Source organism: Acidiphilium sp. MT5, assembly GCF_054767495.1.
This window is the reverse complement of sequence record NZ_BAABMR010000008.1, coordinates 165,246-177,644: the sequence shown is the minus strand read 5'-3', so window position 1 is coordinate 177,644 and position 12,399 is coordinate 165,246. Positions and strand designations below refer to the sequence as shown.

Sequence of the window (12,399 nt, the reverse complement as noted above, 5' to 3'; positions counted from 1 at the left end):
GTGGTCGCCTGATCGATCGTAACCCAGGCCAATCGCACCTCATCCAATCAACCTGACAATGCCCCTTGAACGCCAGCTCGCCCATCGTCTTGCCGTCATCCGGCACCCTGTTTCCCTGCGCGTCCAACACGGTCAAATCCTCTTGGGTGATCCCCGGCACGCCCTGGCGCGCCAGCAAGCGGGCGCGGCTGGTGATGTCCAAGGCCTGCCAATCGGCTTGAATTTCACAAAGCGCTGAAGGCCCATAAACCTCCGTTAGTCCATAAACATGCTGCACCTTGAACCCGAGCCGCTCAGTGCCCTCAATAATCGCGCTCGGCGGTGCCGCCCCCGCAATCGCCACCGTCACCGGCCGCTCCAACACCCGTTTCACGCCCGCGGGTGCGTTAATCAGCATGCCGAGCACAATCGGCGCCCCACACATATGCGTCACGTTATGGCGCTCAATCTTCTCAAAAATCAGCGCCGGGTCCACTTTGCGCAAGCACACATGGGTCGCACCCAGCGCCGTCACCGCCCAAGTATAGGTCCAGCCGGAGCAATGAAACATCGGCAGCGTCCACAAATAGGCTGCATCCTGCGTCAGATTAACCATAAACGCGACGCCGAGCGCGCCCAAATACGCACCACGATGATGATACACCACGCCCTTCGGGTTGCCGGTGGTGCCGGAGGTGTAATTCACCGCAATCGCCGCCCACTCATCCGCCGGCAGGCGCCAAGGGGCCGGGGCATGCGGCGCAATCCAGTCCTCATATTCGGGCGCGCCAAGCGTCAAATCAGGCGGCGCCGCCTCATCCGCAATTTCCACCAAAATCGGCTTGATCCGCAACGCCGCAAGCGCCGCCTTGGCCTTCGGCGCCCATTCCCGATCCACCAAAAATAATTTCGCCTCTGCATGCTCCAAAATGAACGCAATCGCTGTCGGGTCCAGCAGCGTGTTGATCATCGCCAGAACGCATCCGGCCAGCGGCACAGCGTAATGCGCTTCCAGCGGCACCGGCCCATTCGGTGACAGCACCGCCACAGCCTCGCCCGGCTTCACCCCCGCCGCCGCAATCGCACTCGCAAAACGGCGAACCCGATCGGTAAATTGGGTATAGGTAAAGCAGCGATCATGATGCGTCACCGCAATCTTATCCGGAAAGATACGCACCGCCCGGCGCAAAAAGCTGAGCGGCGATAGGGGCACATAATTCGCGGCGTTCGGCTCCAACCCCGTCTCGAAAATGCTGCTCATGCCATAGCTCCTTCCGATCCAGGAACCATGACGCTATCAGACCGCGAGATCAAGATGCATCAAGCCTATCCGCCCCCGCACGCCCGGCCCCATCCGAATTAGCGCGCAATCAAAGCAAGGGTGCGATACAACCCATGGACGAACTTGCTATAAGGCAGCAGCAAAAACAACGCCGCAATCATACCCAGATGCACCGCTAACAACCAAGGCATCGCCGCCGTCGCGCGCAGCACCAGCAGCAATAAACCGCTGGCCGCCGCCGCCCAAAGCAAGCCAAGTAAAGCGACATCGCCGGCCAAAACCCGGCGCGCCAAAGGTGCCGGATCGGTCACCAATTTCAACCCCAGCAATCCGCTGGTGCCCACCAACAGGCCCAATCCTCCCAGCGTCCCCAAGATCACCGGCAGGCTAAACCACGCATATGGCGCGGGCCATCCAAGCCCATAAGCCGCAAACGCACCCGAACAGGTCGCGGCGAAACACGCGAGAAATCCATAGGCCATCGCGTGATGCAAACGCCGTCGCGTGGTTGAAAACGCCTCATCGCGATCGTTGCAGCCCACGCCGCCCCCGCCCAAATATTTCAGCGTTAGCGCATCACGCAGCCCGCGTCGCACCGCTCGCAACGTCACGGTCGTCGGTGCCGTTTCCCGCCAAAACTGAATCGCGCCGCGCAGCATCGCCAGCACCGAAAATCCCAGCGTCGCCGTCGCCACCGCGCTCATCACGCCCCAGGGAATCACGCGATAAAAGGCACCAGCGCCGGTCCATGCCCGCCCCATCGTGCCAGGCGCGGTTAGCAACACGCTTAAAACCAGCACCAGCGTCACCATCAGCGCGGTGACCGCCGATACCACCAACCCATTGCGCCGAAAGGCGCGCGCCAACGGGCGCGGCCAAGCATAGCGCTGATACGTCTCGTCGCGCAGCGCAGAAAATGCCTGGGGCACATTCACCCCGAACGGGTGCGGCGGCGCATACTGGCAAGCATAATAACACGCTTTGCAATTATGGCAGAGATTCGCCAGGTGATTCAAATCAGCCTCACGAAATGCACGGTGAAGCGTCATCGCTGGAAACACCGCACAATAGCCCTCGCAATAGCGGCAGGCATTGCAAATATCCATCACCCGATTGGCTTCGGTCAAAATCGCCGGATCAGTTTCGTGCATAGCGCGCCGCCTCCTCCCCCGCGATCCGGCCAAACACTGTGCCAATCGTCATGCCAAACCCCGCCAGATAGCCGCGCCCCAAAATATTTCCCGCCATAATCTCGCCACTCGCCCATAAATTCGCCGCCGGCCTTCCGTCCTGCATCAGGACCTGCGCCCGCTCAGTGACGCGCACACCTAAATAGGTAAACGTAATTCCTGGCCGCAGCGGATAGCCGATGAAAGGCGGCGTATCGATCGTCCGCGCCCAATGGGTCTTCGGTGGGTCCAACCCCTCGGTTCGGCACCCATCCAGCGCCGTACTATTGAAAACCCCAGGCACCACCGCAGCATTATAACGCGCAACTGTAGCTTCCACTGCGCGCGGATCAAGCCCAAGCTTGCCCGCCAGCTCGCCGATCGTATCCGCCCGGATCGCCGGAAACACCGAAGGCATAAAAAGCGGTTCCGCCTTTGCATCGATAATCGAATACGCAATTTGCCCCGGTCGCTGCGCCACCAGTCGGCCCCAAATCGCATAGCGCTTGGGCCAAACATCCTCGCCCTCGTCGTAAAAGCGCTGCCCGTCTCGATCAACAACAATACTAAATGGCACACAATCCAGCCGCGTCACAATGCCGCCATCAAATTTTGGCGCCCGCGCATCAATCGCCACCGCGTGGCACTGGGTCGGATCACCCACCTGCGCCGCGCCTTGCCCGAGCAAATCGCGCAGCACTGTGCCTTGTGCATAAGGCGTACCCCGAATAATGAAATTATCCGCAGCCTCACCCCATGATTCGCGCATCCACGCAATATTCGCCTGAAACCCACCACTCGCCACCACCACCGAGCGTCCGCGCAAGGTGAGCGGAAACCCCCGGCTCACCAGGGTCAAATCACGCACAAACCCATCATCGAAGGTTAGTCCGGTCACTTCGGTGTCATACAAAATTCGCACACCCAGCCGCTCGGCCGTTGCATAATACGCATTAACCAACGCTTTCCCGCCGCCCAGAAAAAACGCGTTGGTCCGCCCCAAACTGAGGGTGCCACTCAGCGAGGGTTGAAACGCCACCCCCCTGGCCGCCATCCAATCAGATGCCCCCGCCGAAGCACGAATTGTCATCCGCGCCAAATGCTCATCCGTCTGTCCGCCGGTCACCCGCAGCAGATCATCCCAATATTCCTCCTCACCATAGGTATCAACAAGCACGCCTGCCGGCTGATCATGCATCGCCCGCAAATTGCGCGTATGGCGCGAGTTGCCGCCGCGGAACGCCCGCGGCGACGCTTCAAGCAGAACAACCCGGGCACCCGCTTCGCGCGCGGTAATCGCGGCACATAACGCAGCGTTACCGCCGCCAATGACGATCACATCCCAAATCACCGCCGCCTCCGCGTGCGCCATCGGCTTAGCGCGACAAATCGGCATCCTTGGTTTCCGGCGACGTCAAAATCGCCACAATCGCCGCGACCGCATACAGCATCACCATCAGTCCGATATAAATATAAGCATGCTTGATCCCGTAACTTTTCAAAATCAAGCCCGCCAAAATCGGGATCAGCCCGCCGCCATAAACCTGCGAAATCTGATAAGCAGCACTCGCCCCTGACGCCCGATACCGCGTCGGGAAATTCTCCGTATAGAACGCCGGGATCGCGCCATAACCAAAGCCAAACACAAAACCAAAGCCAATAATCTCAGCCAAAGCCGCCAGGATCAGCTCGTGGGTGTTGATCAGATAAAAATACGGAATCGCAAACACCAGAAACGTGCCGGCCGCAATCAACAACACACTCCGTCGGCTGATCCGATCGGCCAAAAATGCACCAATAATCATGAAAATCAGCATCGAGGCCGCAGCAATCAACCCAATCGCCTCAGCCTGCCCGCCCGTGAACCCCACCACCTTCATATAGCCAGTGCCAAACACAAAACTCAGGAAAAATGCGCCGCCAAACATCGCATTCACCAACGACATCCGCAAAATGCGCCCCGGCATTTCCCGCCAAACCTGAGCCGCCGGATGGGCCAAGATTGCCTGTTTTTCCTTGAGCCCCTCGAACAGAAAACTATCCTCCGTGCGCAGCCTGATCACTAACCCAACAATCGCTACGGCGAACCCAACAAAGAAAAAGATGCGCCAGCCATAAGCCACAAAAGCGGCAGGCGACATCAGCGATTTTACAAATATCACCGAACCAAAGCCAAGCAACAAGCCAATCGGGATCGCGAAACCAACCCAAGCCCCCCAAAATCCCCGATATTTCGATTGCGCCGCCTGCTCCACCACCCAGGTCGAGGCTGTGCCGAACTCGGCACCAAAACTAATACCCTGCGCCAGCCGAAAAATAATCAACAAAATCGGCGCAATCACCCCGATTGAATCATAGGTCGGCGTCAAACCGATCAGCAACGTGCTCACACCCATCAGCACCAGCGCATACACCATCGCATTCCGGCGCCCGGCACGATCGGCAATATTGCCGAAAATGAAAGCCCCCACGGGCCGGATCATAATCCCAATCCCATAAACCCCAATCGCCGCCGCCACCGCCGCCAACGCATGAAGTTTAAAAAAAATTCCGCCCCACACCGTCGCCGCAATCACCCCGGTGACCAAGAAATCATATTGCTCGATGACTGAGCCAACAATACTCGCAACAGCAACCTTGGTGATCTGCTGGCGCGTCGGCGCAACCGTCCCCGAAGTCGATCCGATATTAATCATGGTTCCCCCCTATGTTGGTCATTGCGCGCAAAACAAAGCATTTTTTCGTGACACATCCAAATTCTGCGCCTTTCGGCTATGGCAGAGCGCAACGAACCCGACAATCCCGCTCCATGCATGGCAACCCTTCTGCCATAATCGTCAACGCTGCGCCGCCGTCGCCACGCCCGATTCCACCGCCAGCGTTCAACAAATCGTGGTTTGAATATGCTAAATATCACATCCTTGCACCCGCCCCCGCGCTATCCATCAGATCAACGCCTCACGCCCCAACCCACACCCCGCCGCCACCAACACCGCCCTTCCCGTCAAGCCCAATCAGCCCGCCGCCAAAAGCGCCTTTTCGCCCCCGCAAACCATCATCGATCGTGATTTCGACATGTCGCACCAGATCAAATCTATCGGCATCTTGGCCGCCACCGCCGTCACCCTGATCACCGCCGCCATATTCCTATCCATGTAATTGTCGCGCCCCGCCAATAGCGCCATCAGCACTCCGGCAAATTCACCGCCAAACCGCCGGTCGAGGTCTCCTTATATTTCGTGCTCATATCAAGCCCGGTTTGGCGCATCGTCTCGATGCAATTATCCAGCGGCATGAAATGCCGGCCATCGCCACGCAGCGCCATGCTTGCCGCCGCCACCGCCTTAATCGCCCCCAACCCATTGCGTTCAATACAAGGCACCTGCACCAACCCCTTCGCCGGATCGCAGGTAATTCCCAAATGATGCTCAAGCGCAATCTCGGCTGCATTTTCGATCTGCGCGTTCGTGCCCCCCAAAGCCGCGCAAAGCCCCGCCGCCGCCATCGCAGCCGCCGAGCCAACCTCGCCCTGACAGCCAACCTCCGCGCCCGAAATCGACGCGTTATGCTTAATCAACCCGCCAATCGCTGCGGCGGTGAGCAAAAATTCCCGAATGCCCTCCGGCGTCGCACCATGGCAATGATCGCGATAATAACGGATCACCGCCGGCACCACCCCCGCCGCCCCATTGGTGGGTGATGTCACCACGCGCCCACCAGCGGCATTCTCCTCATTCACCGCCATCGCATAAACCGCGATCCAATCATTCACCACATGCGGCTGCTCATTGTTCCGTCCCTTTTCCGCGAGCAATTGCTGATGGATCGCCCGCGCCCGCCGTGGCACCGATAATCCACCAGGCAAAATCCCCTCCCCGCGCAATCCCCGCGCCACGCAATCATCCATCACCGACCAAATCGCATCCAGCCGCGCATCAAGCCGCGCATCAAACCGGGCCTCAAACCGCGCATCGGGCGCACCGCCGATAACAACATGTTCGTTCGCCCGCTTCATCGCCGCAATACTCAGCCCCGCCGCCGCACCCATCGCTAACATGTCCGCAGCAGTGCCAAACGGATAAGGATAATGCTGCAATGAAGCCGCATCACCAAACAGCCTATCATGATCGCGCGCCGCCTGCAGCTCCTCACCGCTCTGCACAAAACCACCGCCAATCGAATAATAAATCCGCGATAAACACAGCGCCCCATCCGGCGCCCGCGCCTCAAACACCAGGCCATTCGCGTGCCCAGGCAGCGGCGGGCCATAATCAAAAATCAAATCATCCGTCGGCGAAAAAATCAGCAAGGGCAGCCCCGCCGCCTCAATCACGCCCGCCCGCTTCAGCCGGTCCTCTTCAAGCGCCGCATCATCCGGATCAATCGTCGCCGGCGCAAACCCCAGCAACCCCAGCGCAACCGCCCGATCCGTCGCATGCCCCCGCCCGGTAAATGCGAGCGACCCATGCAACCGCACCGTCAGATGCAAGCGGTCACCAAACCCCCGCCCCACCGCACCGCGCAATTCCTCAATAAACCGCCCCGCCGCCACCATCGGCCCCATCGTGTGCGATGACGAAGGGCCAATGCCAACCTTGAAAATATCAAATACCGAGAGAAACATACCGGCTCCGATCCCAATCAAGCCCCGATCCGCGCGGCCAAAGCCGCGCAACGTCCCCGCAAAATCGCATCACCAACCTGTCCGCTTAAATCCCCGTGCGGCTGCACCATGATCACCTCCGCCGCCGAGATCAAGATGCCAACCACCCGCTCCAGTAACGTAACTATCTCTTGACAAACGAAATAAGCCTGAATTAATTTTTAGTCTAAATTAGTATTTTGATTGGATAATTTATGAAAAACCGTCTCGCCGCTCCCGCCCCTCGCAAATCCGCGCTGAACCCCCCCAAATCCCATCATGGCTCAATCGGCTAAGCCGATACCCAACCATCACCAATCCCAAACTAATCCCGACGCCCGAAAGCCCTGGCGCAATCCCGCGCCCAGCATTCGAATAGCCCCGCCATCGTCCCCAGCCGCCAGGAACCGCCCCGCCCATGACGAATACGCTCTCAACCTCAATCGCCTCCGGTATTATCCTCGCCGCCGCCGGCGGAAATTACCAATCGCCGTTGACCATTACCAGCACCGGCACCGTGGCCCCACCCGCCAGCGCCATTGCTGGCGGTGCCGGTGTCACCGGTGTCTTGCTCGGGTACGCGGGATTTATTAGCAATAGCGGTGTCATCTTCGGCGGTGGCGGTGGTTATGCCAACACGTATGGCCATTTTGGTGGTATCGGCGGCGCGGGTGTTCTTCTCGCCAGCGGTGGATCATTTAACAATAGCGGCACGATCATCGGCGGCCAAGGCGGCGGCTACCTCGCCAGCGACTCTAACGGCCCTGGCGGCCACGGCGGGGATGGCGTCGATCTCTACGGCGCGAGTTCGTTCGACAATAATGGCAGCATCAGCGGTGGCATCGGCGGCGGTGGTGATTATGGCATGGGCGGCGCAGGCGTTTCTATCATCCAAGGCTATTTTACCAACAACGGGATAATCACGGGTGGTAACGGTGCCTATTCCGCCACCGGCGGCGGCGCCTCTGGCGGCACCGGCGCCAATCTTTCGGACGGAGGCGTCTTGAATAATCGTGGCACCATAAAAGGAGGCAGCCACGGCGGACCCAACCCATCCGATCCCGGCGGCATCGGCATTTCTCTCTCCGGCGGCACTCTCGTCAATAGCGGCCTGATCGCCGGCACGTTCGGTGCGGAGGCGGTGCAATTCGGCACCAATACCAGCACCCTCATCGTCGAATCCGGCGCAACCTTCACCGGTAACGTGGTTGCCAACAGCGCTGTCTCCGACGTTCTCGCCATCGGTGGTTCTGCGCCTGTCACAATCTCCAATATCGGCGCCGAATACCAAAACTTTCATACTCTCGCCTTCGATCCCGGCGCCTCCGGCGCCTTCGTCGGCTCTCTCGCTGGTGACAGCATCATTGGTTTTGCCCGTGGTGATAGCCTCGACCTCAACGGCTTCACCGCCGCGAACAACATCGCCACCATCGGTGCCGGCGGCACCCTCGCTATCGCGGGCAATAACGGCCAAACCCTCAACCTCACTTTTGCGCCCGCTGCCATCGGCGACGTGCTCGATTTGACCACCAACGGCACCGGCACCGGCATCACTTTCGATCCCCATTTCCTTAACCAATCCATCTCCACCGGCATTACCCTCACCGCCACCGGCACTTACCAAGCCCCCTTCACCATCACCAGCAACGGCGCGGTCACGCCGGGCACAAGTCGTGGCAATGGAGCCAATGGCGTTTACGGCGCGGTCTTCGGGCAGATTGTGCATAATTATGGCTATGTGAGGGGTGGGGCAGGGGCGAACGGCGCCTATGCGCCGGGTTTCCCCGCGTTTGACACTAACGGCAGCTTGGGTGGTGCAGGGGGCGATCTGGTCGGCGGCTCGATCTTGAACGCCGGGACGATCGGCGGTGGCAGCGGTGGTGCAGCGTCTGGTCGCAGCGCCCAACAGGGTGGCCTGGCCGGCGCGGGCGGGGTGGGAGTTACCTTATCGGGGGCTGCAACCCTGACCAATTCCGGAACCATCTTTGGCGGCACCGGCGGAGCGAACTTCAAGAATATTGTGTCTTATGATGGTGTCGGCGGCGCGGGTATTTCAGCCAATGGCGGCACCATCCTCAATAGCGGCTTGATCGAGGGCGGCTTCAGCGGCTCCGGCGTCCGCGCCGACGCCGTGCAATTCGGCTACACCGCCAGCACCCTCATCGTCGAACACGGCGCCACCTTCACCGGCAACGTTGTCGCCAACGCCACCATCTCCGACGTCCTCGCCATCGGCGGTTCCGCCCCCGTCACACTCTCCAACATCGGCGCCGAATACCAAAATTTTCGCATCCTCGCCTTCGAAACCGGCAGCTCCGGCATCGTCTCCGGCACCTACACCGCCATGGACAGCCAAAGCCTCACCAACATCGCCGGCTTCGCTCAAGGCGACACCCTGATCCTCAATGGCTTCGCCGCCACCAGCGACACTTACGTCAGCGGCACTGGCCTCGAACTCGGCAACGGCACCAGTGAAATCACGCTCGACATCACCGGCAATTTCTCCACCGCCAACTTCAACGTTATCGATCCCCCTTCCAACACCACCATCTCCCTCAATTCCAACCCACCCTGCTTCGCACAAGGCACCCGCATCCTCACCACCCGTGGCGAAATCCCCGTTGAACAACTCCGCGCCAACGATCACGCCATCCTCCACAGCGGCGGCACCGCCCCCATCCAATGGATCGGCCACCGCTCTCTTTCGCTCCTTCGCCACCCCAACCCGGCGCAAGTAAACCCCATCCGCATTGCCGCGAACGCCCTGATGGATGGAATCCCCCGCCGCGACCTTGTTCTCTCGCCTGACCACGCCCTCTATCTCAACGGCACGCTCATCCCGGCAAAATCCCTCCTCAACGGCTCAACCATCCGCCAGGAACCCCGCCGCACCATCACCTATTTCCACATCGAACTTCCGCACCACGCCGTGCTCTACGCCGAGGGAACCCCCGCCGAAAGCTACCTCGAAACCGGCAACCGCAACGCCTTTTCTAACGGCGGCGGCGCACGAACACTCCACCCCGATTTCGCGCAAACCCTCCGCGAACAAACCAGTTGCGCCCCCTTCGCCGAATCCGGCCCCATCGTCGAGCAAACCCGCGCCCAAATCCTCGCCCGCACCCACCAACCCCTCACCAACGACCCGGCCCTGACCCTCCAACCCAACCCAGACGGCAGCGTCACCATTCGCTCGCGGCGCGCCATCCCCGGTTATTTCTCTCCCGACCCGCGCGACCAACGCACCCTCGGCGTCAAAATCCTTTCGCTCCACGCCGGAAGCCGCGAAATCAATCTCGACCACCCGCTGCTCACCGAAGGCTGGCACGGCGCGGAACCCGATGGTCGCTGGACCAACGGGAGCGGACTAATCCCCGCCGCCCTCGCAAAAGTCGGCCCCATCACCCTCAAACTCGCCGCCACCCTAGCCTACCCAACCGAACAACCCACCCAACACCGCACCCCCCAACGCGCCTAACAATTTCCCCTTTCACACCCCCCTGCTCCTATGCCATGTTAGGCACATGGAGCAGGTCACTAACCCCCTCGCACAGAGTCTCGCCGACCGCTTCACCGCGATCGCGCACATGCTCCGCAAAACCCTCGGCGCCCCCGACTACGCCCGCTTTAATCTCGCCCTCAAATGGGCCGTCTGGCACCGTATTTCTTTTCTCTCCCTCCGCTTCCGCGCCCTCGCCCTCAATCCCCGCCCCATCCGCGAGCGCAAACCGCAGCCCAAAGCTCAAACCGCGCCCGAACCCGCGCCAACCGCCCCAACCGGAGCAAAACGGAGCGAATTACCACGGCAAAATGGCTGGCTGCTGCAAACCTTCCCCGGCCACCACATCCCCTATGTGCGCGGCCATCTGATCCGCTTCCTCGAAGACCCCGATTTGTCGCTCCTCCAAGCCGAAAATCCCCGAATCGGTCGCGTGCTGCGCCCGATCTGCCACATGCTCGCAATCCCGCTCCCCGATTATCTCAAATTACCGCGCAAACCGCGCCAGTCAGCGCAAAAGCCGGAGCAAAAACCGGCGCGCAAACCAGCGCGGCGGAGCGAAAAACCGGAGCCGTCATTTTACGAGTACATGCTGGCAAAATATCCTGCTCCGCCGCCCCGCCCCACGCTCCCCGGCCACATCTACGAGCCATCCGCCCGCGCAAAAATCAACTTCGAGCGTTGAGCGCACAATCACGCCCAAATCGTTCCGGAGTAGAAATAAAATGGACCGAAAGGAGCGAAAAAATGGCGGAGAGGGTGGGATTCGAACCCACGGTACCCGTGAAGGTACAACGGTTTTCGAGACCGTCCCGATCGACCACTCTGGCACCTCTCCGCGTGGGCGCGCTTATAGGGTTGCCTCGCCTGCAAGGCAACTGTGTGGGCCGGGTTGCAGGAATGCGGCTTGTCTGAAATGGTGGACCATCAACGGGAGTGAGCGATGAATCCGATTCGGCGATCCAAAAACCTGCTCTGGCGGACCAGTGTCATCAGCCTCACCTGCCTTGGCTTGGCCGGTTGTGGCACCAGCGCGCCACCACGCGTCGGCGGCGCTGCGGCGGGAGGGGCGGCAACCGGTGCCACGTTCGGCCTCCTCGGCGGGCCGGTCGGCGTGCTGGTCGGCGGGGCGATTGGCGGGGGTATCGGCGCTCTCACCGCAGCGAATACCACCCCGAAGCAAGTTAATCTGGGCAACCCGCCCTGGACCGGCGGCAGCTCCCTTGGCGGCGCCAGCTCACCCGCCGCGCCGATGGCACCACCCCAGCCGATCCCCCCAAATAATGCGCCGACCGGCGCCGTCCCACCGCCAACCTACAGTCCCGCAGGGCCGGGTGGCGTTCAATCAACGCCCCTGCCGCCACCCCAATAGAAGCGCGGAATCAGGCGGCGTGAACCCCGGCAACATAGTCGCGCAAATTCCGCACCTGGTCTGCTTGCTCATCAATCAACCGCTTCACCACGTCGCCGATACTCACCACCCCGATCAGCTTGCCCTCGTGAAGAATCGGCAAATGGCGGAAATGCCCATCCGTCATCAAATTCTCCGCCTCGAACACGGTGGTCTTCGGCGTCGCAGTAATCGGATGCGCCGTCATCAGCTGCGCCACGGTCATATCCAGCGTTTGCGCGCCATTCGCGGCCAAACTGCGCACCACGTCACGCTCGGAGAGAATCCCCACCAACTCATTCTCGGCGGAAACCACCACCACCGCACCAATCCGCCTCTCCGCCAGCAACGCCACCGCCTTGCGGATCGATGTTTCCGGCGTGATCGTAATCGGTCCATGTTGCTTTTGACGCAAAATCGCATTCAAACTTGTCATCA

The 12,399-nt window shown here is 60.5% G+C and carries 10 protein-coding genes and 1 tRNA gene; 3 read left to right on the top strand and 8 right to left on the bottom strand.

The genetic code is table 11. The features are described from left to right. The 6 genes from ACYUCQ_RS10535 to ACYUCQ_RS10510 form a co-directional block, all read right to left on the bottom strand. The coding region (locus ACYUCQ_RS10535; RefSeq protein ID WP_460254483.1) for an AMP-binding protein at positions 1–1,240 on the bottom strand (1,240 nt) is incomplete at its 3' end. A 98-nt stretch (positions 1,241–1,338) separates the two neighbouring features. Continuing rightward, complete coding sequence (gene tcuB / locus ACYUCQ_RS10530) at positions 1,339–2,412, bottom strand: tricarballylate utilization 4Fe-4S protein TcuB (RefSeq protein WP_460254482.1); 1,074 nt, start codon at positions 2,410–2,412, stop codon at positions 1,339–1,341. Then, a complete protein-coding gene (gene tcuA, locus ACYUCQ_RS10525) occupies positions 2,399–3,826 on the bottom strand; it encodes an FAD-dependent tricarballylate dehydrogenase TcuA (RefSeq protein ID WP_460254481.1) in 1,428 nt (475 codons plus the stop codon). Before tcuA ends, tcuB begins: the two co-directional genes overlap by 14 nt. Next, positions 3,807–5,126 (bottom strand): MFS transporter, encoded by a 1,320-nt coding sequence (locus tag ACYUCQ_RS10520; protein ID WP_460254480.1) that lies wholly within the window; start codon positions 5,124–5,126, stop codon positions 3,807–3,809. Before ACYUCQ_RS10520 ends, tcuA begins: the two co-directional genes overlap by 20 nt. Positions 5,127–5,444: 318 nt before the next feature. Next, positions 5,445–5,573, bottom strand: a complete 129-nt coding sequence (locus tag ACYUCQ_RS10515) for a hypothetical protein (protein ID WP_460254479.1) — start codon at positions 5,571–5,573, stop codon at positions 5,445–5,447. Between the two features lie 41 nt (positions 5,574–5,614). Beyond that, positions 5,615–7,054 (bottom strand): L-serine ammonia-lyase, encoded by a 1,440-nt coding sequence (locus ACYUCQ_RS10510; protein WP_460254487.1) that lies wholly within the window; start codon positions 7,052–7,054, stop codon positions 5,615–5,617. Positions 7,055–7,490: 436 nt separating this feature from the next. On the opposite strand from ACYUCQ_RS10510, the gene ACYUCQ_RS10505 reads away from it, so the two are divergent. Together ACYUCQ_RS10505 and ACYUCQ_RS10500 are read left to right on the top strand one after the other, a co-directional pair. Continuing rightward, positions 7,491–10,550: a Hint domain-containing protein gene (locus ACYUCQ_RS10505; RefSeq protein WP_460254478.1), complete on the top strand. Its 3,060-nt coding sequence runs from the start codon at positions 7,491–7,493 to the stop codon at positions 10,548–10,550. Between the two features lie 46 nt (positions 10,551–10,596). After that, positions 10,597–11,256, top strand: coding sequence for a hypothetical protein (locus ACYUCQ_RS10500; protein WP_460254477.1), 660 nt, complete (start codon positions 10,597–10,599; stop codon positions 11,254–11,256). A 63-nt stretch (positions 11,257–11,319) separates the two neighbouring features. Here the strand turns inward: ACYUCQ_RS10500 and ACYUCQ_RS10495 are convergent. Then, positions 11,320–11,409, bottom strand: a tRNA-Ser gene (locus ACYUCQ_RS10495). A 105-nt stretch (positions 11,410–11,514) separates the two neighbouring features. Between ACYUCQ_RS10495 and ACYUCQ_RS10490 the strand changes: the two genes are divergently transcribed. Then, positions 11,515–11,943, top strand: coding sequence for a hypothetical protein (locus ACYUCQ_RS10490; protein ID WP_460254476.1), 429 nt, complete (start codon positions 11,515–11,517; stop codon positions 11,941–11,943). Between the two features lie 10 nt (positions 11,944–11,953). On the opposite strand, the gene ACYUCQ_RS10485 is transcribed toward ACYUCQ_RS10490, so the two are convergent. After that, positions 11,954–12,397: a CBS domain-containing protein gene (locus tag ACYUCQ_RS10485; RefSeq protein ID WP_460254475.1), complete on the bottom strand. Its 444-nt coding sequence runs from the start codon at positions 12,395–12,397 to the stop codon at positions 11,954–11,956. Positions 12,398–12,399 lie beyond the last annotated feature (2 nt).

What these genes read in the sequence shown, in the direction of transcription:
- ACYUCQ_RS10515 (WP_460254479.1), bottom strand. Translation starts at nt 5,573, where the DNA reads ATGGCGGCGGTGATCAGGGTGACGGCGGTGGCGGCCAAGATGCCGATA.
- ACYUCQ_RS10505 (WP_460254478.1), top strand. Translation starts at nt 7,491, where the DNA reads ATGACGAATACGCTCTCAACCTCAATCGCCTCCGGTATTATCCTCGCC.
- ACYUCQ_RS10485 (WP_460254475.1), bottom strand. Translation starts at nt 12,397, where the DNA reads ATGACAAGTTTGAATGCGATTTTGCGTCAAAAGCAACATGGACCGATT.
- ACYUCQ_RS10500 (WP_460254477.1), top strand. Translation starts at nt 10,597, where the DNA reads ATGGAGCAGGTCACTAACCCCCTCGCACAGAGTCTCGCCGACCGCTTC.
- ACYUCQ_RS10490 (WP_460254476.1), top strand. Translation starts at nt 11,515, where the DNA reads ATGAATCCGATTCGGCGATCCAAAAACCTGCTCTGGCGGACCAGTGTC.
- tcuB (WP_460254482.1), bottom strand. Translation starts at nt 2,412, where the DNA reads ATGCACGAAACTGATCCGGCGATTTTGACCGAAGCCAATCGGGTGATG.
- ACYUCQ_RS10520 (WP_460254480.1), bottom strand. Translation starts at nt 5,126, where the DNA reads ATGATTAATATCGGATCGACTTCGGGGACGGTTGCGCCGACGCGCCAG.
- tcuA (WP_460254481.1), bottom strand. Translation starts at nt 3,826, where the DNA reads ATGCCGATTTGTCGCGCTAAGCCGATGGCGCACGCGGAGGCGGCGGTG.
- ACYUCQ_RS10510 (WP_460254487.1), bottom strand. Translation starts at nt 7,054, where the DNA reads ATGTTTCTCTCGGTATTTGATATTTTCAAGGTTGGCATTGGCCCTTCG.